This is a genomic window from Polynucleobacter aenigmaticus (genome assembly GCF_002206635.1).
Classification (GTDB): domain Bacteria; phylum Pseudomonadota; class Gammaproteobacteria; order Burkholderiales; family Burkholderiaceae; genus Polynucleobacter; species Polynucleobacter aenigmaticus.
This window is the reverse complement of sequence record NZ_NGUO01000010.1, coordinates 34,771-57,574: the sequence shown is the minus strand read 5'-3', so window position 1 is coordinate 57,574 and position 22,804 is coordinate 34,771. Positions and strand designations below refer to the sequence as shown.

Sequence of the window (22,804 nt, the reverse complement as noted above, 5' to 3'; positions counted from 1 at the left end):
CTAATGTTCTTACCTATGAATAGTGGATCATGGCAGCCTAGGCATATCTTGATACTTCTTAGATGGTTAAGCACATCAGTAGCCCATGCGAACTATGTACTTCAATTCATCCATTAGCTTGGGGATCTGCTCTTGTAAGTAGGACTTCCTAGCTTTGATAGCAGACTTCTTACTGTTGGCTCTCTGTTTGTTATAACCCTTGAGTGCTAATGAGTAACACTGGGAGCACAAGTAATACTGCTTTTTGAATCGGTAAGAAGTAATGTTCTGACCAATGGTAAGAGGGGTTAGGCAGCGTGGGCATACCTTGGTTGCTACTGCTGGGAAGTTCTTAAATTCACCTCTAGGTAAGGGGAAGGGTATGTAGAGTCCATAGCTCATACGGCTTGGTCTACTGGTCTGTGTTGATATTAGTAATGACATATTGATTTCTTTAGTTAGTAATAGGGCAAAGAAAAACCAGCACTAGGCTGGCTTGGTTCTCTCTGCATATTGGTGGTTGTGCTACTGGGTTACTTAGGGAAGCTTATGGATATATGAGATATTTCTGTAAGGGTCTTTGTTATCTAGAAGTAAGGCTGCTGCTAACTCCTCATAGTTAAGGCTTGGTTGTTTAACCATAGTCCCATTGGGTGTGGTGTGGTCAAACGCACATTCTATGTAGGTCTTAATTTGATCTGCAAGGCTGACTTTAGTAACCCTGCTTAATCTTCTCGTTAGTCTGAAGCTATATTCTCTGTTGTAGACACCTAGTAGGCAATCTTCATAGGCAGAGCTTGTGGCTGCATCAGAGAACTCACTGAATTTATTATCAGTCATGCTTGCATCTTTCTTAAGAGTTAATGTTGGGTGATCTTGATTTGGTGCTGCTGGGTTACCGATGGAAATACTCTCTTGAAACTTTTAGAACCCTGTGGCTGATACCATCCTTGATTCATGCTTAAGGCTTGATCTCTAGCTGCCTTGAAGGTCTGATCAGGAACTCCAGTTAACTCATAGCGAACCTTAAAGTCCCTTACAGAGATTTCATTAAGATCACCACTGGTTAATTCTTGGAAAGCCTTGATAACTCTCTGTGCTGCCTGATTCATTACCTTAGGTTTAACTAGGGTTGGATCACTAGGTATCCACTCCTTGATTGATAGCCCCCTCATAATTTCTAAGAGGTAACTCTCAACCCTTGGCTCATCTAGAACTAGGTAAAAGTTGGCTGCTAGTGCTTTCCCATTCGATACAACCCTAGCTCTTGATCTGAGGGAGGCTTGATAGATTAAGTGACTAAGCTCTGTAACCTCTGCCTCACTGACGGCTGCCTTAGGCATATCCTTAAGAAGATCGTAGGACTGCCCCACTAACTGAGCTAGGAATTGATTTGCTGGTTGTCTTAGAACTCCCACAAGGAAGATATGGTGACAATGACTAGCATTATTACTGCCAGTTTCTTGCCCCCAAGTTTTCCACATAAAGCGTGGCTTGATAGTCCCATCCTTGAGGGTGACAGTGGTATCAATATCAATCCCTTGTTCCAGTAGAGCAGTGATAACGATAGAAGCATGAGCCTTCTTCTTGGGATTGTCTTGCCACTTGAAAGTGAATAGGCAGATAGCTTCATCCAGCGGTAACCCCTTGATGACTATAGCCACTTCCTTAGCTACCTTGGCTGCACGAACTGGAGTCTCTGCTGCAACTCTTGAGCCAAAGTAATCTAGGCGGTGTAGGGTGCAATCTTCATAGGATTTAAGGTTTTGCTTATGGACAAAAAAGTCTGGTTCTTGAAGTGTTGGGTCTATTCTCACTAGCTCCCTAATCTTGTAACTAGCATCAAGGACAACTAGATTAGTGAGTTGTTTAGACACGGCATCTGAGAACTGAAGTACAGCTTCACTACCAGTTATATTGACTCTTACTGGATCAGCAGCCATAGCTACCATTTCTCTTAACATCTGCCTCCATTCTGATCTCTTATCTTTCCTTGAATACTGAGCATAGCCACCATAGGTAGTAGCTTGTATTTCAGATAGGGGAGGAAGGTATATCTCTTTAGCTTTACTTCTAGCCTTCTGAGACTTCTCTTCATTTGCTAGTAGGTCATGGGATTGCTTAAGCCATGTAATGAAGGGAGCTACTTCCTGTAGTTCATATTGCATAGAACCTTCAAATTCCACAATGGCAGTCTTCAGATCCCTTAAGCCAACACAAGTAGCCTCAGTAGAGATGAATGATTCATCCCAGATAGTGAGTGATCTTGGTTGTCCTTTGTACTGGGTATGCTTAACGATCTCTCGCTTACCTTTTACCTTGCTATGAGAAACCAGTAGGAATTGAAACTGAGAGGAGTCTTCTTTGGCATTACTGACTCTAGCTGCATAACCTTTCTTGATCTCACCATACTCATTGAGAGGCTCACCATCAACTACTGGGAGCTTAGGGTCATACTGGTATGAGTGGACTAAGCCAATGCTCTCAGGGGCTACTCCAGCCTTGATAAGGGAATCATTCATGAGACATAGCTCAGCGATACGAGACTGAGCCACCATGATAGATTTAGACTTGTAGCCTAGCTTAGTGATGGCTGCTGCTAGTGCCACTATGGACAAAGTTTTACCTAATCCTGCATCAAGACTAATAACTATTCGACCAGTGGCTTTACCAAAGAGAATTTGTGAGTATTGGATACAGACTTCAAAGAGGGATTGTTTGTGCTCTTCAGATAGCTTGTTGCCATAACCCTGCATCATTCCTTGGAGTAATTGGAGGGCTACTGCTGGGAGCTTATCTACAGGGCTACCCTTTTGGATTAGCTTCTTGAGATTGCCCTCTGCTTGTCTGCGTTCTTGGCGGTTAGGGCTGAATCTAAAGGCTTGTTGTGCTTCATTACTTACTGCTTGTAGTTGTGTCATTGTGGACATTCAAGTTAGTTGTTTGGAGAAATTTGATAAGTGTTTCTGAAAGGGATTGATTACTCTTTCTACTTAGTTCTGCTAGTGCATCTATTTGCTTATGGAGGAGGCTGATACGAATAGCCTTAGTGTTATGGATCATTGTTTCCTTACTGGGTTATTGAATATTCTTAATTGCTTTATTGATATTGAGATTGTTCTGTCTTAATCGTTCGGCTCTCTTCTCTAGCTGGGTGTAGAGCTTCATTCCTGTAGCCCCAAAGATTCCTGACATCACTTCCCACACACAATCCCTCTCATTCATATAAAGAGGGGAGCTATAAGCCAGTGGTTTACCAGTGGTCTTATTGATTAAGTTGGGGTTGAAGTCTTTAGCTTCATTACGGAGTGCTCTTACTAGTAGGTGTCTGAAGGAGGTATCAGTAGCGAATTGATTTAAATTGAACTCTTGCAGATATTGGTAGGCACAGTAGGTAATGAAAGTCTTCTGTAGACCTACTCCTGCAAAGATTGCTGAGCAGATCCTAAGTCCATTCCTTCTAAGGCGGTTCATAGCATAGCCAGTAGCAGACAGTAGTAACTCCTGATTGACGGCTCTTACTCCAGCATCCCAGTTACTTTGAATTGCAGCCATAAGGTCATGCCATGCTGGATTATTTTGGTTATCTTGAATTAGGAATAAGACAGTCTTCCTAGCAAAGCTAATATCTCTTTGGCGGATCATATTTTGCTCAGGTGATCCCCTGTAGATAGACCTTCGCTTATGAAGAGCACACCACTTGTGACCAGACTTCCTAGGTTGGTTGCATCCATTTAAGGTGCAAACATTCCCATAGGTCAGTTGAGCTTTACGAACTCTTCCTATTGAGGCTTTGGTCATGGAGGCTCACTTCCTGTAACCACTGGAGCGATAGGCAGAGCCACTACGAGATAAGCGGAACAGACAATCTCGTTCTATTTCAATCTTCTCTTGGTTGTTACCAATGGCTGCATGGTGGACTGTGAGAAGGGTTAACGCTCTGCGTAAAACTAGAGCCATTGATGCCTCACTGAGTTCATTCAAGCGTAGGGAAGGGTGCTTAAGGAGCTGCTTGAAGGCTGCCTGTTCATTAGCGTGGAGAAGGGTAGTCTTAATGACTAACTTCTCGGCACACTTGGGGCGATTGCCCGTTACTTGTACAAGTTCTTTCTGTACTGTCATGGTGGTATTCCTTAATTGTTTAGTTGTGTGTGGTTGCTACTGGTGGGGTATGGGTACTTCTGAATGAGCTGGTGGGATTGCGGTAGCTCAGGATTTGCACAAATAGCCTTTCGATATACAGACTTACTTAATCTGCAAATGGAAAGGCTTGGGGTAATACGAGGGCCTCACTATCTATAGACAGAATAATTCCTGAGCCATATAAACAGGGCTTCTCCTGTTACCCTAAATGAACTGTGCTTGTGGTGCAGATGTAACACTACAGACACCCTTATATCCATTGAAAACAGGGTAAAAACTACTCATCAATTTTTAGGCTGAGAAGACAGACTGCTCGAAAGTTCTTGTTCCGGGGGAAGGGTAATTATTGACCCCCACAGATGAACTTTAAGCACTCAAGGTGACACGCTAGAGCGATATTAAGCATCTGTAACCGAAATAATCTAGAGTTCAGCCTGAGGTCTCCTAGAGCTTCTACTAGGTTTTCTATATGGATATTAGAAATGGACTAGTGGAGATTACAGGGAAACTATGGGGTAGCGTGACACATTAGTTTCACATCAGAAACTATTTCCAACTAGAGATAGTCAATAGTCTCAGATCAAGAATTTCTTTCAGTAATGTTTAGACCAATAGTCACTACTTCTCAGTAGTTCCCTTGCCGGTTGCTCTCCCTGAGTATGACTACTTCACCAACTACCAAGAGAACTAGAACCATGACACCAACAATGAACACACCAGTAGCAACCTTAATGACTCTACTCAAGATGGAGGGAGCAGCAGAAGGCTGGGGTAGAACTGATCTGATAGGTGAGGCTGCCCAGCAACTTCTCGGTACACCTGAGGACACTTGGAATCTAACTGAAGTAGCCCTAGGTCAACTAATGGTTGAAGGTGTAGTTAAACCAGTGGGAAACCACCAGCATGATCTAGTTGCGTTAAGTTAATCCCCCAGTACACCTTGAGATATGAGTAGTTACTTGTACATATCTTGAGGGGACTACTTGTCTATCTTTAGTTAAACCTTAGGTCTATCTTTAGTTAACCAGTTGATTGATATTCGCTACGCTCATTCAACTGGGCGAGTAAAGGTGATCCTAAGGTTGACTGATGATTGAGACTACAGAGATAGACTATTAAAGGTATCCCCCCATAGCAATATCTTCAGCAATCTTAGGTAATGCTTTAGATAACCTTTGGAATGAGTGAAACGAATACCCAACCAAAGAGAGACTAAAGGTGGGGCTAAGGTAACTGGTGGTTTGCTGATTGGTACGACCACCACAAACAACAATAAATATATCAACTAGGTTGTATCTCTGTTTAGTCAATGGAGCGTAGCTGCCTATAAATACCTTGAGTTCATCTATGGAATGAGTCTTCAGACGAATCTCCCCCATAGGGATAGTCAAGAGAACCATAGTTATAACTAGTCACTCAAACTTAACGACATAACCCTATAGAAGAAATAAAAATTGCTTAGGAGCTATGTCTTTAACTTTTAGTCAATACCAGTATGCTCTAGGTGTCTACTTCACACCACTAAACCACTATATGTATGGCTCATGTTTATTAAAGGTATACCAGTTGTGGGCTACAGGTTAACTAGTTGTTACTGGTGGTTTTACTGGTGGAGGTAGTCGGACATCGTTAAGTTGCCTATTATTTAGGCACTTGAGGAAGGACACACCTTATTTCAAATAAATTGGTGATTCTGAAAATATTCCCCTAGTTTCACCCTCAGGATGCCCCAGTAGTACCCCTGAGAGACCACCAGTGACCACCATTACAGTGGTTTATCCTTCATATCCCAGAGTGCAACCACTGGTAACCACGATCTAACTAGTGATACTGCTGGTGATACTCAGAATAAGCCTAGTTGCCCCTTAGATACTGGGGTTCTATCCTTCATAACCACTTGTACTAACCTTGATCTCACTGGTTTTACTGCTGTAGGACTAGCAGCTCTTTTGACACTAGCAGTGCTGATCCCAAAGTGACTAGCAGTAGCAGAGATAGAGGCACTATTAGCAGCTCTCCACTGGATAACTGACTTAGGGTCGAATGACTTAGGTCTACCTAGCGATAGCTTGCCCTTGTGGGTCTTACCAGTGCGTTGAAAGGTCTCCTTAGCAATCTTCCTACCAGCAGCAGTACGCTCATTGATCTTGGTTCTCTCCAATGAGGCTACCTGAGCGAGCACTGCAATCACTATCTGTCCAGCCATAGCATCAAGCACACCCAGCCCCACGATATAGACCTTGATACCAGCCTCTAGGAAGTCTCTCACCACCATTTGGATATCAATAGCATCACGACCTAGGCGATCAATGGAGTAGACATACAGAGTGTCACCCTTGCGTAGGTAAGCCTTCAGCTCACTGAACCCCTTACGACTAGCAGCCAAGGTAGACCCTGAGATACCAAGGTCTGAGAACTCCTTATCAAACTGGGTGACACCACTAGCAGCTAGAAGGGCAGCTCTTTGGCTCTCAATACTCTGGTCAATGGTTGATACACGGAAGTAGGCTACATGGTTCATGGTGAACACCCCTTTAGTTGGCTCATAAGATAGTGTCCATTATGTACCTAGCTCATAAGCCCTGTAAAGCTATGTTTATAGCCATATTATTGGTAGGCTCATTACTTGTACCTTTTGAGCCATGCACAACTAGAATAGCCAATGAATACAAGCCACTAGGAAGCTCTAGGAGGCACGATATGGAGAGTGGCTACCTCAGCATTAGAAGGTTATAGCGTGGTCTCCTGAGGTGTCCTAGTGATAGCTGGAGGAGTCTCTTGGAATGAATGATCTGAGGGTGATTTTCAAGGATTTTTTCGAGGGGGCATGGGGGGTTTTCCGCAGCCGATTGAGTTGAGTACCTATACAAATTTTTATTTCAGAATATTTCTAGCCAGTAGTCCCCACTAGTAAAACCCCATGCCCCATGAGTCACCAGCAGATACTTCAAGGCTACCAGTGGTGCAACTATGAGAACCACAAGCCACCCAAGGATAAACAGGGAGGTCTTAGTTAGTTTCATTAAGGTAATTCATCGAATGGTTCTCGACTCACAATCCCCACCCTCACTCCAATAGGACTCGAATCCCTAGGACTCACTGAAGACTCAGTGCGAGCATAAAAGGACTCATCTTCAACACTTCTAGTAAAAGCATTAGCTCTTTCTAGCTCCTCCTGTTTCCTCTTGGCTAATTCACTAGCTGGGATCACCATAGCTTTGAGAAGGCGAGCTTGTTCATGCTCCTTAAAGGTCATCATTCCCTTGACCTTGCCTGAGTATTCGAGGTCACTCATATTGGCTTCTTAAATCCTTTGTATATCCACCCCAGCGTCCAGCCAAAAGCGTAAATAGCTACTGCAAACCCAATCAACATAGCAACATTCTTAAGTCTAGCCATGAGTAGTTTTTTACTGTAGTCGTCATACAGAGCCTTGCCTAATTGTTCGCCCATAGCTACTGCTTTGGTCGGGTCTACCTTCTTATCAATAGCTAAGGTATACCGCCATGAATAAGCAAAGTCGTAATCAATCATTACAAATTTATTGGGCTCTACGTACTCGTCCCATGGTTTTTTATTATCCTTATCCATATAAAAGGCTTTTCCAGCCTTCATTTCCAACAAAATATCTGTAGGCATAAGTTCGAGAAATTGCTTTTCTGTTAGCCCCGTTATGTATGGCTTGTCAGACATAAAGATAGCCGAAATCGGCAAATAGATAAAAATGATAAAGGCTACGAATATGCGTTGCCAGCCATTTAACTTGCTAAGAACTAACTTCATATATCTTCCTCTTTAAACCTGCACACCAATCAATTCCACTGGTACACCACCATATCTATTAGCACCCTCATCACCACTACAGATCAACCAGTAGGTAACTACGAATATGCCAAAGGGAACTAGCAGCAGTAAGACCCATAAGCCACTGTGATTTGTGTCATGCAATCTTCTAATCATAGCCGTGAGGTGAGGAGGGATTGAGACCACGGCAGCTATCAAGGCTAATGCTGCTAATGATTCACTTACGGAGGACAGAAGGAGTATCAGCAGCCCATTGATCACACCAACTAGATAGAACCACCAGTATTCACTTTGACTAGCTCTACCATCAGCATCTAAAAACTTTGAGTAACAGATCTTGGTTGACTCTATTAAGTCCATTAGTAACCTTTGCTTATATATCCTTTAACGATACTCTCTCTATAAGGCAGAAGGTGACTACTTAGCTTGCCAAGCATCCTGATTAAAGGGTCTGATTGGCTGAGGGTTATTGTTTGGGCTAGAACTGGAGCTACTTCCAATGACATGACCCGAACTGTCCATGTAGTTAGTCGTATTACTTGCCCCATTGCCGTTGTAAGCACTGCCCACTATTGATCCATTGACATCTCTATATTGAACTGTGCCGTTGCCATAGTTAATTGAAGATCCCACTACAGAACCATTGGCATCCCTGTAGTTAGTTGTAGTTGATTGTGAGTAACCCAAAGGGGAGAGCGTGAGTGTTACTAAAGCTACTGCTGCTAGGAGCTTCTTATTCATCTTGGTCTTTCTTGTGGTTGTTTAGCATTTCATTGATGTCATGAACTGAAGGGTCACCATTCATTATGTTGATTGCAGGGGGATTCACCTGTGGCATGAAGTTGCCCATCCTCAGGAAGTAGCAGTACTCAGCATCAGTTAAGCCTTGCATATCTTGGGTGGATTCGCTAATGATCCCAGCCTCATAATTGGCTGCAACTCTTGCTTCATTCCTAATGGCTCTAGCATCCTCTCTAGCTGGGTTTATGTAGGGCTTGTAGGTCATGATCTCTGTACCTTTTCGATAACTGCATTTCGATAGACTGAATCCTTGGCATAGCGTGGGTCTCTCATTGCCCTAGTAATCTCTTCTTTAGTTACATAGACATCAACTGGAGGAGCATTACCAGTAGTTAAGTATGGGGGTCTTCCATTAGCCAATACAAATCTAGCTAGTAGTCCTGCTATAGCTAACTGAGACACCTTGGGATTGCTAGAGCCTACTGAATTATTAAAGCTATTGATCTCGACTTCTTTTAGTCCATCTTTAGCCCAAGTAATTAGCTCAGAGTAAGCCTCAGCTCCACCTACTAAATCCTTGAGGGAGTCTATTGCTTTGGATTGCTCTATCTCTATAGGTGTCATTGTGATTCCTTTAGGGAAGGGTACTTAATGCTTTCAATCATGGGCTTACGAATCGGAGCATCAATACCAGCAGAGTAGCGACCCATTGTCATGCTGGGGTTCTCGTGTCCTACTAGGTCTGCAATAGCCGTCTCTCTAAATCCAGCTCTATCTAACTGAGTAACTACACATTTTCTAATTGAGTGAAATACCTTCTTCTCATCAAATCCAAGCTGCTTCTTAAGTCTGCCAAATCTCTTACCAACTGCATTAGACCTATCGTCATACTTGTTAACTCCTAGTCCAGCTATCAGGAAAGTATCAGGAGGAGCTTTCTCTGCATCACCCTTAGCTGCTAGAAGTAACTTATCTACCAGTGGTATTAACTGGATATGTATGGGGACAACTCGAATACCAGCCTTAGTCTTAGAGTCTCTAATGTCAAAGCACCTGATCCCATCTACATCAATGATCTGAGAGGCAGTAAGAGAGCAGACTTCCTCAATCCTCATGCCTGTGAACATGGCTATAGCCGTCACTGAAGATAGCTGGGGGTCATCCTCAGGGATACTCTGATAGAGCTGGACTACTTCCTTAGGATCGAATGGAGTCCAACCTACACTAGCGTTAGTGATCTTGGTCTTCTCCTTCTTGGGGATTATTCCCTCCATAGGGTTAATCATCTCCTCATCAATGAGACCCCTTGAATCTAAGTAGTTCCAGAAATGTCTTACTCCACACATGAAGCGATCCGTCAAAGTAGTGTGGCTCATAGGCTTAGGATTGGTAGGATCAGTACCCACCTCCATAAGCTCAGTAATCCATACTTTCATAGCTCGCTTATTAACTGCCTCTAAGTAGGTGAACTTATCTACAAAGCTCTTAGCATCCCTTTTGTATGAGTCCACAGTCTTGAGGGAGTAGTTCTTTAGCTTGGACTTAGACCACTCCTTGTAGAGGGGGAGTAGGGGAGTATGAGCACCTGTAGCAATTCCATAAAATTCTAAGGCTACTTGCTCTCCGTGCTTACTCTGAACTCTTCCTCTTGCCAGTATTTCAATCTGCTCACGGAGAAGCTCTTTCTCAGAGTCTTCTTCTCCCTCTTCGGAATGACCATCTGCTTGCTCAAAAGCTTTCCTTAGATCAAGTGCTTCCATGATGATCTTTAGGAGGGGATTCCTAGTCTCATCATTAAGCAATGCCTTTTGTAGGGCTAACTCCTTTTTCCATCCAGCAACCAGTGAGGCAGCCTCTAACTGAGCTTTTCTTGAGCTTATAGCTTCCAGCTTCTTTCGATACTTTCGCTTCCCAATCTTCTCTCTTAGCTCTACTGGGATAGTGAGTGCTGCATAGGGAAACCCATCCTTGTATTCAATGTAGCTAGTAGGTTTCTTAGGAGTAGTAGGAGTCATATTGACCTTAGTTGTAAGTGACACAACTCTACACCCAAAATGGAGAATAAGATACTTGTTTCCCCCTAAATTTCCCCCTAGATATTCCCACCAACCACCCTGAGAGGTATGTTCCTATTGGGTATATGGCTTAGAAGGTTATTTATTTTCCCCCATCATAGTGTCCCGTCCGCTCCGCCAGATGTATTTAAAAAGCCCCTTAAACAAGGGGCTTTTTTTATTTCAACAGACTCTTTTATAACTTCTTAGTAGATGGCGGTTTTGGAGCTGCTTTATATAGTGGCTCAACCGCCGGTATTAATGCAGACAATTGCTCTATTCTGGTTTCACCAGAAGGGTGTGTGGATAAAAACTCAGGTGAACTCTTTTCTTTTGTTGCCTTGATCATTTTTTGCCACACAGTGATTGCGCCGTTTGGGTTGTATCCGGCTCTTGCTGCAAGCTCTAGACCAATCGCATCAGCTTCAGATTCATTCTCTCTTGAATTTGGCAATACAAATACATAGTGGGCAACTTGGTTTGCAGCGCTCACTGCTGAGCCATAACCGCCAGCTACGGCCATTGCAACATTCACTGCCAAGTTCTGCGCCATGGCTTGAGATACGCGCTCTCTGCCATGCTCTCTGAGCGCATGCGCAATCTCGTGACCCATGATGGCAGCGATTTCATCATCATTTAAATTCAGCTGCTCAATAATGCCGGTATAGAAAGTAATCTTCCCCCCTGGTGCGCAGGTTGCATTTAGGATCGGGGCATCAATCAGGGTAAGACGCCAATCCCATTGCTTTGTATCATCACGAAATTCTTGAGTCTGGGGAATGAGGCGATTGGCGATCACCTTTAGGCGATCGTAGGTTGGCCCAGAAGTAATCAATGCATTTTTTTCTTTTGCTTTTTGATTCTGGTCGTTGTAGCTCGCTGCAGAAGAACGCTCGACGTCGGCAGAAGAGACCATCATGAACTGAGAACGGTTGACACCAACTGCCCCAGGGCGTGTGGTGTTAGCACAGGCCGAGAGGAGGGTGGCAACTATAAGAACTAAATAAAGCTTGATATTCAACTTACTCAAATGCAATCCTTGCATCTACAACATATTTCTTTGATTACTTCTTCTTAGGGGTAGTGATTGATGCAGCCATTGCATCAAAATAAATCACCTTAACTTGTTCGCCAACATTAACGTCAGCTAACAACTGTGGGTTTTTTACTGTCACTACGGTGACCTTGCCACTTGGACCTTTTACGGAAACGAGTTTTTTCGCACGATCTACGGCGATGATGTCAGCAATGATCGTGGTTGTGTTGGTGATGGTGCGAGTTGGCTTTTCTCCAGCCTTTGAAGTGGTTTCAGAAGAAGTTTCCACTTTGCTGCGAATGCCATCACTCTTAGTTTTAATCAGCTCAATCGCTACGGCAAGTTCATAGGTAACGCTGAGGCGATCACCTTTTTTGATTTGATCAAAGTTTTTAATCTCAGGACCAGCCACGAATTTAGATTCACCTTCATTGTTCTTGAAGAAAATCGTACGTGTTTTCTTATCAATCTTGGTTACCGAACCTTCATACAGCTGGAAAATATTGTCGGTTATGGCTGCATCAACTACCACGGCATTTGGTGCAACAGGAGCTTGAGCCATAACTAATGTTGGGCCTGCCAATAATGCAGCAGCTACGAGGGTAATTTGGGCAAATTTAATTTTCATCATTTTCCTTAATATTAAGTATATCTAGAGAGATATTAGCGTATTTTGAGTCCCAAATTCGCTTTAAGTACCACCCCCTTGCGCTCAAGGAAATTTATGGGCTTTTTTGATAACATCAGTTCTTTCCCTAGCGCTATAAACCAAAGGATTGTGATGCCCCGTTTTGCCGCCAACCTCACTATGTTATTTACCGAAGTGCCGTTCTTGGAGCGCTTTGCGCTAGCTAAGACCGGCGGCTTCAAAGCTGTCGAATTCCTCTTTCCTTATGCCTTTGATGCGCAAGAGATTAAATCAGTCCTAGATAACAATGCTTTAAAGCTAGTGTTGCATAACCTGCCTGCTGGAGACTGGGATGCGGGGGAGCGTGGCATTGCTTGCTTGCCAGATCGCGTTCCTGAGTTTCGCTCTGGAGTAACTAAGGCAATTGAATATGCAAGTATCCTTGGCGTTCCACAATTGAACTGCCTAGCTGGTAAAGCGCCCGCAGGAGTTGACCCTAAAGTACTCCATGACACCTTTGTGGGCAATCTGCAATACGCGGCCAGTGAGCTCAAAAAAGCCGGTCTCAAGCTCCTCATTGAGCCAATTAACACCTTTGATATTCCTGGGTTCTACCTGTCAAAAACAGAGCAGGGCATTGCTATCTTAGATGCTGTTGGTGCTGATAACGCTTTCTTGCAGTACGACATCTACCATGCACAGCGTATGGAGGGGGAGTTAGGCAATACGATTCAAAAATATCTCAGACGTATTGCGCACATCCAGCTGGCGGATAACCCGGGGCGCAATGAACCTGGCACCGGAGAAATCAACTATGCCTACCTCTTTGATCTATTAGATCGCCTAGAGTACCCCGGCTATATTGGTTGCGAATACAAACCCCTTAAAACGACGACCGCTGGCCTGGGATGGATGGGGCAGTACGAGCAAGATTAATATCCCAATCAAGTACACATCAACAATTAATAAAAATTACATATTAGGAATGCTGTCATGAGTAAATTAAAACTCGGTTTTGTTGGTCTAGGAATTATGGGCGCCCCAATGGCGGGGCATCTTGTAGCCGCTGGTTATGAAGTCTTTATTAATACCCGCAGCAAAGTGCCCGAAGAGCTTGCTCATACCGCAGCAATCGTCTGTGCTAACCCTGCAGAGGTTGCAAGCAAGGCAGACATCATCATCACTATGGTGCCCGATACGCCAGATGTAGAAAAAGTGCTCTTTGGTGAGAACGGCATTGCTTCTGGCTTAACAAAGGGCAAGATCGTGGTTGATATGAGCTCAATATCCCCAATTGATACCAAAGAGTTTGCTAAAAAAATCAATGCACTCGGATGCGAGTATTTGGATGCGCCAGTCTCCGGTGGTCAACTGGGAGCCAAAGGGGCCACGCTCACCATCATGGTAGGAGGCAGCGAAGAGACTTTTGCTCAGGTTAAGCCCGTATTTGAGTTAATGGGTAAGAACATTACTTTAGTGGGCGGCAATGGCGCTGGTCAGATTACGAAAGTGGCCAATCAAATTATTGTTGCGTTAAATATTGAAGCCGTTGCTGAAGCGCTGGTTTTTGCATCCAAAGCCGGGGCAGATCCTGCTAAGGTCCGCGAGGCATTAATGGGTGGATTTGCTAGCTCCAAGATTTTAGAAGTGCATGGCGAGCGCATGATCAAAAGAACCTTTGAGCCTGGCTTTAGGATTGAGTTGCACCAAAAGGATCTCAATCTTGCACTCAGTAGCGCCAAAGCTTTAGGCGTCTCACTACCGAATACTGCTACTGCTCAAGAGCTTTTGAATTCTTGTAGCGCTCATGGCGGCAAAGCTTGGGATCACTCAGCCATGGTCAAGGCCCTAGAGAAGATGGCGAATTTTGAAATTGGACAGAAGGCTTAAGACGCTCTAATGACAACAACATTGCTGGTTTATCTCCACGGTTTTCGCTCGTCTCCGAACTCAAGTAAGGCGGTGATGACTAGGGAGGCGGTGAGGGCACTGTCAACTCCAGGCAATGCTTATGCATGGTACTGCCCGCAATTATTGGCATCCCCAAAAGAAAGCATGGATATGGTGATCAAACATATTGATCAATCCACCGCTGATCGTATAGTCATTATTGGATCCTCTTTGGGCGGCTTTTACACTAACTACCTTGCAGAAAAATATCAATGCAAAGGCGTTGCCCTTAATCCAGCGGTTTATGCGGCCAGAGAGTTAGAACCTCACGTCGGCATGATGACCGCTTACGATAGTGAAGAGCCATTTGATTTCAGGGCGGAGTACATCGATCAATTGCGCACCCTGCAAGTCAGTAAGATTTCAGATCCCCAGCGTTATTTCTTAATCGCAGCTAAGGGTGATGAGCTACTAGACTGGAAGGAAATGGTTGACTTTTATTCTGGTGCCAAGCAGTTAGTTTTAGAAGGTAGCGATCATGGAATTGCCGACTATGCCGATCATTTGCCAGCAGTGATCGATTTTATCGAGCAGTGATTTTTTGATTGAATCATCCAGCAATCTAATTCACCCGATTCGCAGAAGATCTCTGTGGATTCTGACTGCTGCGATCTTTCTTTCGGTCGTCGGGCATCTCATTTTATTTTTTGGCATTCCATTCATTTCTTTTTCTAGCCCGCCACCCATCTCTGAAGATCTGATTATCAAAACAGAACTTCGGGTGGAGCCTCCCCAGAAAATTCAATTAACGAGTAGACCCAAGAAAAAAGCAGTACCCAAAAAAACTAATACCGTATCGGCCGATCCCTTACCAGATGCAAATAACGGGGAGCAGGGTGCCCTCGGAAATCAAACGGGGCAAGCGTTTCGTCTTCCCGAATCAGGGACATATTATTTTGATGCCTATGTTGATGGTCAGTTATATCAAACAGCGCAACTGGACTGGATAACGGAAGGCAATGAATACCGCCTCTATATCAATATTCCCTATGCAGTGGTTGGTCCTTTTGTATTTGAATCTCGTGGCTCTGTCGATGCGTATGGCATAGCGCCAGCGATTTACTGGACGCAGCGTGGCAGTAAGCCGCCACGGTATTCGCGTTTCGATAGGGGTCAGAATGGGGCAGGGAAGATGTACTTCTCTGAGAAACCAGATTTCACACCCGATCTTCTGCCAGGCACACAAGACCGTTTTAGTCTCATGTTTCAGTTTGCCTCTTTACTCAATGGTAGCGATAAGATTGATGATGCAGGTAGCATTCGGGCTGTTCCTGTCGTTGACTTCAATACTCTGGAGATGTGGCAGTTCAAGAGCTATGGGGAGGCTGAATCTGAGGCTATACCAAGCCTAGGGAAGTCAGTTAATCGTCATTACGCCCTCATGCAACGCGAGGACGATCCTTACAAGCGTCAGGTCGATATCTGGCTTGCTAGAGACCTAGATTGGCTTCCGGGCAGAATGCGCTCCCAGGAAGCCAGCGGACGTGTTCTGGAGCTGGTTTTCAAACAAAAAGCCCCTATTGATAAGGCGAAGCTCATCAATTAGGTGGGCAGATACATCCCAAATAGAAAGCCTAAAAGCCTGACCCTGACTTGGGATTTTGGCTTGATCGTCCCAGCAAAGCGCCCATCATTGAATACAGGGCTGCACCAGACATCGAAACAGCAAAGATTCCTGAGAAGGAGATGATGATGGGGAGGATTCTCCAGCGCTCCGACAAGTTGTAGTCTCCGAAGCCAACCGTGGTGTACATTTCGCCCGCAAAATAAAAAGTCTGTGGATTGGTAGGCAATACCTGATAAGCAACGCAGACATAAGACCAAGCCACGATTTCAGTTAAATGAGTGGCGATAATCAACAGAATCGCAATGAAATAGGACAGGAAATTAGCCCCATAAACCCGCTTATTTTCGAGCTTCCTATCAAACCAGTGAAATGCACCAGCGATCGCCAGCACTGCAATGCCATGAAACGTCAGCATCAAACAAGCTAATAACAGAACAAACCAGATCTCGCCATTGCCCATATCTGCATTAATCTCGGAGAACATCGTACTAAAACTAGGTAGATTCTGAATGCCAAGTAGGCTTACTAAACGATCAAATATGGACATGGGGCCTGAGAAAGGTGCTGTAAGCTTAGATTAATTTCTTGTTTGACATAATAATGATTATACGCAGATGGTATATATCTAACTTAAGAAGGAAGTTTCCTCGGGCCGCCTGGATAAGGCTCTTTATAAAGCTTCTGCCAACGTGACATCAAGCCCTCGCGAATATCATCTTTACTGAATAATGCAGCCACATCAATGGCTGAATAACCCTCATGGTTGCGCATACGTAAATCTGCGCCGTTATCGAGCAGGAGCTTAATCAGGAGATCATTACCAGAACCGACTGCCATCATTAAAGGCGTTGTTTCGCTTGGGCTCAATGCATTCACTTTGGCACCTTTAGCAATCAAGAACTCAGCGACACTTAATTTGCCCGTTGTGCAAGCGTAATGTAATGGTGTCCAGCCAGACTTATTGACCTCAGCCTTGTTTTTAAGCACTAGAGTCTCAACCAATGGCAATTCACCCTCAATAGAAGCCATCATGAGGGGGTTTTCACCACTTTTATTCATTAAATTAACGTTAATAGCCTTATTAGCAAGGAGTAAATCAGCGACCTGAAGGGATTTATCTCGAATGGCAACGATCAACATTGGATTTCCCTTGGGATCCAATGTATTCGGGCTGACACCAGCTTGAATCAATGATTTAACCTCAGAAACATCATCAAACTTGGCTGCCTTAGTAAAGTCTGCAACTTGATCTGGGGTTTGGGCTAATACAAGGCTAGAAACGCATACAAAAGATATACTTAAAGTCTGCTTTAATTTAAATAAAATTCTCATGAAATTACTCTATCTATCTGAAAACATTTGAAAAAATTACTGGAAGTCTGCTCAGCTAACTGTTCAACAGAAACACCCTTCAAATCAGCGATATATTCGCCAACTTTAGAGACCCAGGCTGGCTCATTGGTTTTACCGCGATACGGAATGGGCGCCAAATAGGGAGAATCCGTTTCGATCAGCATCCGCTCTAAAGGCACTTGCTTACAAGTTTCCTGCAAGTCCTTTGCGCTCTTAAAGGTTACGATCCCTGAGAACGAGATGAAAAAACCCATATCCATTGCAGCCTTGGCCACTTCAGTGGTTTCTGTAAAACAGTGCATCACCCCACCAATACGATCAGCACCCTCCTCCTTGAGAATTCTGAGGGTATCTTCGGAAGATGAGCGGGTATGAATGATTAAGGGCTTTTTAGAGGCAATTGAGGCTCGTATATGGGTCCTAAAACGCTCCCTTTGCCACTCCATGGACTCATAGCTACGATCGCCCATACGGTAGTAATCAAGACCTGTTTCGCCGATAGCGATGACCTTTGGGTGTTTGGCTTCCTCAACCAAAAAATCAAAGCTAGGCTCTGGCGTATCTTCATAATCTGGATGAACGCCAACCGAGGCAAATAAATGAGCATGATCTTCGGCTAATTTACGGACTTTTGGAAAGCCTGGAATATCTACCGATACGCAAAGAGCATGACTCACCTTGCAGGCGGCCATGTTCGCCAAAACCTCGGGTAAACGGGATTGGAATTCAGGGAAATCAAGATGGCAATGCGAGTCTATAAACAAGGGGTTTTAACGCTTTATTTTAATGGTTATTATCTATATAAATCATCGACTTAAAATACATTTATAAACCTAAATATACCCTTATTTCCCCTACAAATTGCACCGATTTGGGGAATATTTTATTGGCTATATTTTTTAATAATTCGCGAATAATTTAATAGTTAATTTGAGGGTATTTTATAGTGTTCTTATGAAAACAGCCCATGAGTATTTATTTGGTATGTATGGCCACGGGATCAAGGATATAAAGCCTACAAAGGCCTTCGACTGCTTGGGCCTCCCCCGTCAAACTTTCACGCACTAGTGTGTATTCCAGTGAAAGTTGCCACCTATTCCATTCCAAAGTTGGCGCCCATTCCAGTGGAAAGTAGCCCAGCGATCCCAGTAGGGGTCGTCACATTAAACTTCCCAATCTTCAATTAGCAAGCCCTGCACCCTGCCAAATTCACCGATGTTATGGGTAATTAGTATTGCATTATTAGCGCGTGCGATTGCGGCAATGATTAAATCATTTGTGCCAATTACATTACCTTGGGCTGTAAGATCTGCGCGAATCTGCGCATAATGTTCGGCGGCTTCATCGTCAAAATCAAAACTATGCAAGGGGACAAATAGCTTTTGTAGTAATTGCAGGTTGCTTTCTTTTTGTTCACTACGCAGGGCGACAAATAAAAGTTCTGCCTTTACTACGCTACAGAGCGCGATGTCTTCGGGGCTATGCCTTGCAAAATGATTGCGTACAGTGAGGTTTTTACGCTGCCATAGCCCAATGCAAGCATTCGTATCTAGAAGATACATCAATTAAAGTCCGGCCTTGTTTCGAGAGCCAATTGCACGGGCCTTGTTTGTGGCGCACCTTGCCAAGCATCAAACAGCTCAAAATAACCTGCCGGCCATTGGTTTTGTGCACCTGTTTCGCGCTTAACTAGCCCCGCTAGATATTTAGAAAGCGTCAAATTGGCTCGCTTGGCTTTAATGCGTATTTGCGCTTCTATGTGATCTGGTACGTAAAAGTGTAACTGTGACATGATTTAGCCCTCCGTATATGTGCTATATGTGCCATGTGTGAACCGTATGGGAAATGCAGTTAAATGTCAATGCATGCTGGCAGAATGAGTTTCTAGCAAAGATAAGCGCACGAGATCCCTTTTTGATGCAAATTGACAGCAAATACTCCCAATCCAATCCCTCACGCAATAGTTATAACGGAAATAGAATCATCATCCCTGCCCCCCCCCCCTACCGGGATCACTAGGCCACTTTCCACTGGAATGGGTGACGATTTTGACTGGAATATGCAACTAGAGAAAACTAAAGGAACTAGGCTTTATTTCATGAGCGAGGGGCTGCTTTTAGACTTGAATTCAACTGATCGATGCAACACACTACAAACTGCGTAAGCAAAAGGAATTGAAAGCCCTATATCGGTAGTTTGGTTCCGCCACCGCGCTTTTGAATACATTCTTGCCCTCAAAAGATGGCGCGTAAGTCCAAATCACTACTGGTCGAACGTCGATATAAGCGATGCTCACGAGGACAAGTATTTAGAATTTCTATGTACTTAATTTAGAGTCAAGAGAAATACAAGCCTTCATTGCTTTTAACTCTAAGGCCTTTAGCCATCCAGGCTTTGCCTTTGGATTCATCAGCAATTCATTAACTTGGCGATTAGAGGCATTTTTAGAGATGAATTCAGCATGGCAATAACAGTAGGCTGTAAAGTCCTCCTCGGCAAAGGCTTTGCCTTTAACGCCCTGATGCTCAGACACTTGTTCGATTACACAATTCTTTTGATAGGCTTTAGAAATTGCCTGAGCAAAAGACTGGTTGGATATGGATAACAAAAAAGTAAACAGCAATACTGTGCGTGATATTGACATGGAGGTCATCTTTTTTAAATCTAATTGGCAGATAATCTTCCATAAACATCAAGGTCTGACTCATCTACCTCCAAATAATCATCTTCAATGACAGATGCCCCCTCTAACTGCTCAATATATTCACGAACAGCGTAATAAGGAGGTATTTGAGTCTGATTATCATCTTGATGATCCCAGACTTTGTAGCGAAAGACGGTCAGTTTCATGGTCGACCTATTTGTCTTCCTTTTTACCTAGCCGTTTAAATTCCAGGACAGTTAAGACAAGGCCGATAATTAGCAACCCAAAAACCAACATTGCCGGAATTAGAATTTGATCTGAATTCATTTTTTAGCCCCCATTAATGCGCATAACTTAAAGTAAATTCCGAAAGTGAAAATGGCTGGAATCCAAATTGCTGTGAAAATAGCCTGCTGGGCATCTTTTTGGACAAACCATAAATAAGCTGAGATTACAAAAGAAATCATCACTGCCAAAATAATAAAAAAATCAGATCGCTTGAACATTTAATATTCCCCTAGTTTTAAAGCACTATTTTTTACTGAAATCTAAAACACCATAACTAATTGCACTGAGTAGGCACCCTGCAATTGCAAGAGAGCCTACGATTCTGATGCCTGAGGACAAGCCATAGGCAAAAACCTCTAAATTAAAAACACCCGCCAGCCCCAATAAAAGAGAGAGGCAGCCAAAAATGGTTAGCAAATTGCCCGTCCAAATAACAGTAGCCAAGATTTGATGACCCAAATTTCTCATTAATAAGTTCACGTTTGTTTTTTAATTTATGTCTTGGACATTCTAGGTCAAATGGGAAAAATATGTTTTTAAAGCCCCCTTTTTATTCCCCATGAATAACCGGCACAGTTTTGATAGTCTGAATCTAGAACGCACGCTCTAGAAGATAGAAATGATGCTTTACATAAGGTTGTGCTGGGATTGTGTATTACCCTTGATTGATTGCCAGTTTCAGCAGAGTCTACGAAAGTGAGCTTCGCCTCAAGAAGTTCTGCCAGTAATGACCCCCGCTTCAGGTGTAGGCTCCATCATGGTTGCTCCAGATGCATCGGTGTCAGGAGCGATTACTACCGCTGGTGATAAAAAATGAATTTACATTTTCAATCTTCAAATACCTGTTGGTATTGAGAAAGCAGCGCCTCCAATTGAATGCGGGTAGCCAGGGGGTGATTTTCATGGCGCCGGGCTTGAATTAGGGATTTCCAGAAATGCAGTAACTTAGGTAGGCGCGCTTGTTGGGCCAAAGTCTTGATGGCGGCCTCATGTTTTGGGTAATACCGGGGATTTCCCATTTGCGCGCAACTTTGCAAATCGGAGACCCAACGTTGCATAGTTGCTAACAAAACCGAATAGCGCGCTTTTTGTGTCTTATCAGCAGTATCTAGCCAATTGATTCGAGCACCCTGTGACATCGCTTGTAATAAATATCTTGAGGCTTGGATGGCAATAGTGAGCTCATCCTTTTCATCTTTATTGTGGCGGGCTATGAGCGAATCTAAAACCGCATAGGGCGCCCCACCCTGTTCATCGTAAATAGTCTCTACATCAGCATCGGCAATTTTTAATCCAGACACATGATTCAATTGATTGCGTAACCACTGTAATCCAGTCGCGCGATCAGGCCTTGGTGCGGATAGCAGGCGACAGCGGGATCGAATAGTTGGCAATACGCGATCAAGGCGATCAGCCAGCAAAATGAAAATGGTATTTTTTGGCGGTTCTTCCAGAGACTTGAGTAAGGTATTGGCTGAATCAGCCCTCAGCATCTCTAGCGGATAAACTAAAATTACGCGATTACCGCCGCGATGTGAGCCAATGGAAAGTCCTTCAATTGCGCTACGAGCATCTTCAATGGAAATACTTTTCTTTTCTTTTTTTTTCCGGAGTATCACCATCGTTATCGGACTGGCTGGCCTTTGATTTTTTAGGTGAGTCGGCCTCAGCATCAAAATCGCCATGAGGCAAGAACTTCCGATGCGTTTCAGGTACGAGCGCAATAAAGTCTGGGTGATTGCCAGAATCAAACCATCGGCAAGCCTCACACTGATTGCAAGGCTTAGTTGCAGATGCCAAAGCTTCGCATAAAAGCGCTTTAGCCAACTCAATGGAGAATTCAAATTTACCGATTCCAGATTGGCCATGAAGCAAAACAGCACTAGGAAACACGGATAAATTGATGCCATCCCAAATGGGTTGTAGCCAAGGTGCTATTTTCTTTACGGCCTCATTCGGAAACATCTGATCACTCATTTACAGCTTAATCTCCAAAGCCTGAAGTTCATTCCAAATTACATCAGGGGTTTGGGTTGCATCCACCAAATGAAAGCGCCTAGGATCGGCCTTTGCTCTACGCAAATACTCTTGACGCACTTTTTCAAAGAAGTCTAGATCCATTTTCTCAAATTTATCAGGTGCACGGACCTTTGATCTTCTAGCCTGCGCGACCGAGCCAGGTAAATCAAATAAAAAAGTAAGCTGGGGTTGCAATATAGAGCCATCCTCACGCCCTTGAACCCATTTTTCTAATGCATTTAATTTTTCAAGACTCAAGCCACGTCCACCACCTTGATAAGCAAAACTAGCATCCGTAAACCGATCCGAAATAACAATCTTGCCGGCCATCAATGCTGGCTCTATCACTTGCGCAATGTGTTCGCGACGCGCTGCAAACATTAACAATGCTTCGGTTTCTAGATTCATGGGGGCATCAAGCAATAAAGCGCGTAATTGCTCACCCAACTGAGTGCCACCAGGCTCCCTGGTCATGACTACATCGCGATCGGGATTGCGATCTTTCATTAACTTGGCAAATGATTCAATATGCGTGCTCTTGCCGGCACCATCAATACCCTCAAAACTAATGAAATATCCTGGAAATTGAGCTGTCATA

At 43.9% G+C, this 22,804-nt stretch carries 31 protein-coding genes; 5 read left to right on the top strand and 26 right to left on the bottom strand.

The genetic code is table 11. The features are described from left to right. Positions 1-75 precede the first annotated feature (75 nt). From CBI30_RS06960 to CBI30_RS06940, 5 genes are all read right to left on the bottom strand, one after another. On the bottom strand, positions 76-423 hold the full coding sequence (locus CBI30_RS06960; protein ID WP_088527591.1) for a hypothetical protein: 348 nt from the start codon (positions 421-423) through the stop codon (positions 76-78). Positions 424-516: 93 nt separating this feature from the next. Then, entirely contained in the window at positions 517-819 is a 303-nt protein-coding gene (locus CBI30_RS06955) for a hypothetical protein (protein ID WP_088527590.1), read from the bottom strand. 20 nt (positions 820-839) lie between these two features. Further along, positions 840-2,900 (bottom strand): hypothetical protein, encoded by a 2,061-nt coding sequence (locus CBI30_RS06950; protein ID WP_088527589.1) that lies wholly within the window; start codon positions 2,898-2,900, stop codon positions 840-842. A 157-nt stretch (positions 2,901-3,057) separates the two neighbouring features. Next, on the bottom strand, positions 3,058-3,534 hold the full coding sequence (locus tag CBI30_RS06945) for a hypothetical protein (protein WP_143744368.1): 477 nt from the start codon (positions 3,532-3,534) through the stop codon (positions 3,058-3,060). A 252-nt stretch (positions 3,535-3,786) separates the two neighbouring features. Beyond that, positions 3,787-4,101, bottom strand: coding sequence for a hypothetical protein (locus CBI30_RS06940; RefSeq protein WP_088527587.1), 315 nt, complete (start codon positions 4,099-4,101; stop codon positions 3,787-3,789). A gap of 716 nt (positions 4,102-4,817) precedes the next feature. On the opposite strand from CBI30_RS06940, the gene CBI30_RS06935 reads away from it, so the two are divergent. Further along, on the top strand, positions 4,818-5,048 hold the full coding sequence (locus CBI30_RS06935; protein WP_143744367.1) for a hypothetical protein: 231 nt from the start codon (positions 4,818-4,820) through the stop codon (positions 5,046-5,048). A gap of 189 nt (positions 5,049-5,237) precedes the next feature. Here CBI30_RS06935 and CBI30_RS06930 read toward each other — a convergent pair whose 3' ends face one another. From CBI30_RS06930 to CBI30_RS06880, 11 genes are all read right to left on the bottom strand, one after another. Continuing rightward, positions 5,238-5,522 carry a hypothetical protein gene (locus CBI30_RS06930; protein WP_088527585.1) on the bottom strand — a complete coding sequence of 95 codons (285 nt, stop codon included), beginning with the start codon at positions 5,520-5,522 and terminating at the stop codon, positions 5,238-5,240. 443 nt (positions 5,523-5,965) lie between these two features. Further along, complete coding sequence (locus CBI30_RS06925; RefSeq protein WP_088527584.1) at positions 5,966-6,643, bottom strand: recombinase family protein; 678 nt, start codon at positions 6,641-6,643, stop codon at positions 5,966-5,968. A gap of 501 nt (positions 6,644-7,144) precedes the next feature. Next, entirely contained in the window at positions 7,145-7,417 is a 273-nt protein-coding gene (locus CBI30_RS06920) for a hypothetical protein (RefSeq protein ID WP_088527583.1), read from the bottom strand. Further along, positions 7,414-7,905: a hypothetical protein gene (locus tag CBI30_RS06915; RefSeq protein WP_088527582.1), complete on the bottom strand. Its 492-nt coding sequence runs from the start codon at positions 7,903-7,905 to the stop codon at positions 7,414-7,416. The genes CBI30_RS06920 and CBI30_RS06915 overlap by 4 nt, the downstream gene beginning before the upstream one ends. Before the next feature lie 12 nt (positions 7,906-7,917). Continuing rightward, positions 7,918-8,286, bottom strand: a complete 369-nt coding sequence (locus CBI30_RS06910) for a DUF805 domain-containing protein (RefSeq protein ID WP_088527581.1) — start codon at positions 8,284-8,286, stop codon at positions 7,918-7,920. A 57-nt stretch (positions 8,287-8,343) separates the two neighbouring features. Then, positions 8,344-8,667 (bottom strand): hypothetical protein, encoded by a 324-nt coding sequence (locus CBI30_RS06905; RefSeq protein ID WP_088527580.1) that lies wholly within the window; start codon positions 8,665-8,667, stop codon positions 8,344-8,346. Next, a complete protein-coding gene (locus CBI30_RS06900) occupies positions 8,660-8,932 on the bottom strand; it encodes a hypothetical protein (protein WP_088527579.1) in 273 nt (90 codons plus the stop codon). Before CBI30_RS06900 ends, CBI30_RS06905 begins: the two co-directional genes overlap by 8 nt. After that, a complete protein-coding gene (locus CBI30_RS06895) occupies positions 8,929-9,291 on the bottom strand; it encodes a hypothetical protein (protein ID WP_088527578.1) in 363 nt (120 codons plus the stop codon). The genes CBI30_RS06900 and CBI30_RS06895 overlap by 4 nt, the downstream gene beginning before the upstream one ends. Continuing rightward, positions 9,288-10,682: a tyrosine-type recombinase/integrase gene (locus CBI30_RS06890; RefSeq protein WP_088527577.1), complete on the bottom strand. Its 1,395-nt coding sequence runs from the start codon at positions 10,680-10,682 to the stop codon at positions 9,288-9,290. The genes CBI30_RS06895 and CBI30_RS06890 overlap by 4 nt, the downstream gene beginning before the upstream one ends. 235 nt (positions 10,683-10,917) lie before the next feature. Then, positions 10,918-11,751, bottom strand: coding sequence for a M48 family metallopeptidase (locus CBI30_RS06885; protein ID WP_240553523.1), 834 nt, complete (start codon positions 11,749-11,751; stop codon positions 10,918-10,920). Positions 11,752-11,785: 34 nt separating this feature from the next. Then, a complete protein-coding gene (locus CBI30_RS06880; RefSeq protein WP_240553522.1) occupies positions 11,786-12,388 on the bottom strand; it encodes a hypothetical protein in 603 nt (200 codons plus the stop codon). A 150-nt stretch (positions 12,389-12,538) separates the two neighbouring features. Here CBI30_RS06880 and hyi point away from each other — a divergent pair, with 150 nt between their 5' ends. Genes hyi through CBI30_RS06860 form a run of 4 tightly spaced genes read left to right on the top strand, consistent with a single transcriptional unit; the run spans position 12,539 to position 15,881 of the window. Further along, the gene (hyi, locus tag CBI30_RS06875; RefSeq protein WP_088527654.1) at positions 12,539-13,321 is read left to right on the top strand and encodes a hydroxypyruvate isomerase; all 783 of its coding nucleotides are present in this window, start codon (positions 12,539-12,541) and stop codon (positions 13,319-13,321) included. 57 nt (positions 13,322-13,378) lie between these two features. Continuing rightward, positions 13,379-14,275, top strand: a complete 897-nt coding sequence (gene glxR, locus CBI30_RS06870) for a 2-hydroxy-3-oxopropionate reductase (protein ID WP_088527574.1) — start codon at positions 13,379-13,381, stop codon at positions 14,273-14,275. Between the two features lie 9 nt (positions 14,276-14,284). Beyond that, a complete protein-coding gene (locus tag CBI30_RS06865) occupies positions 14,285-14,872 on the top strand; it encodes a YqiA/YcfP family alpha/beta fold hydrolase (RefSeq protein ID WP_088527573.1) in 588 nt (195 codons plus the stop codon). Positions 14,873-14,876: 4 nt separating this feature from the next. After that, positions 14,877-15,881, top strand: coding sequence for a DUF3108 domain-containing protein (locus tag CBI30_RS06860; RefSeq protein WP_088527572.1), 1,005 nt, complete (start codon positions 14,877-14,879; stop codon positions 15,879-15,881). Positions 15,882-15,909: 28 nt separating this feature from the next. On the opposite strand, the gene CBI30_RS06855 is transcribed toward CBI30_RS06860, so the two are convergent. The 10 genes from CBI30_RS06855 to tmk form a co-directional block, all read right to left on the bottom strand. Further along, positions 15,910-16,449 (bottom strand): ion channel, encoded by a 540-nt coding sequence (locus CBI30_RS06855; protein WP_206075597.1) that lies wholly within the window; start codon positions 16,447-16,449, stop codon positions 15,910-15,912. 83 nt (positions 16,450-16,532) lie between these two features. After that, the gene (locus tag CBI30_RS06850) at positions 16,533-17,234 is read right to left on the bottom strand and encodes an ankyrin repeat domain-containing protein (RefSeq protein WP_088527570.1); all 702 of its coding nucleotides are present in this window, start codon (positions 17,232-17,234) and stop codon (positions 16,533-16,535) included. Further along, entirely contained in the window at positions 17,231-18,019 is a 789-nt protein-coding gene (locus tag CBI30_RS06845) for a TatD family hydrolase (RefSeq protein WP_088527569.1), read from the bottom strand. The genes CBI30_RS06850 and CBI30_RS06845 overlap by 4 nt, the downstream gene beginning before the upstream one ends. Before the next feature lie 399 nt (positions 18,020-18,418). Continuing rightward, positions 18,419-18,817: a PIN domain-containing protein gene (locus CBI30_RS06840; RefSeq protein ID WP_088527568.1), complete on the bottom strand. Its 399-nt coding sequence runs from the start codon at positions 18,815-18,817 to the stop codon at positions 18,419-18,421. Beyond that, the gene (locus tag CBI30_RS06835; protein WP_088527567.1) at positions 18,817-19,047 is read right to left on the bottom strand and encodes a hypothetical protein; all 231 of its coding nucleotides are present in this window, start codon (positions 19,045-19,047) and stop codon (positions 18,817-18,819) included. The genes CBI30_RS06840 and CBI30_RS06835 overlap by 1 nt, the downstream gene beginning before the upstream one ends. 525 nt (positions 19,048-19,572) lie before the next feature. After that, positions 19,573-19,899: a hypothetical protein gene (locus tag CBI30_RS06830; protein WP_088527566.1), complete on the bottom strand. Its 327-nt coding sequence runs from the start codon at positions 19,897-19,899 to the stop codon at positions 19,573-19,575. Between the two features lie 20 nt (positions 19,900-19,919). Next, positions 19,920-20,105, bottom strand: coding sequence for a hypothetical protein (locus tag CBI30_RS06825; RefSeq protein ID WP_088527565.1), 186 nt, complete (start codon positions 20,103-20,105; stop codon positions 19,920-19,922). Between the two features lie 909 nt (positions 20,106-21,014). Further along, positions 21,015-21,809, bottom strand: a complete 795-nt coding sequence (locus CBI30_RS06810) for a DNA polymerase III subunit delta' (RefSeq protein WP_276207147.1) — start codon at positions 21,807-21,809, stop codon at positions 21,015-21,017. Then, positions 21,763-22,164, bottom strand: a complete 402-nt coding sequence (locus CBI30_RS11370) for a hypothetical protein (RefSeq protein ID WP_276207146.1) — start codon at positions 22,162-22,164, stop codon at positions 21,763-21,765. The genes CBI30_RS06810 and CBI30_RS11370 overlap by 47 nt, the downstream gene beginning before the upstream one ends. After that, complete coding sequence (gene tmk / locus CBI30_RS06805; RefSeq protein WP_088527653.1) at positions 22,165-22,803, bottom strand: dTMP kinase; 639 nt, start codon at positions 22,801-22,803, stop codon at positions 22,165-22,167. Between the last annotated feature and the right edge of the window lies 1 nt (position 22,804).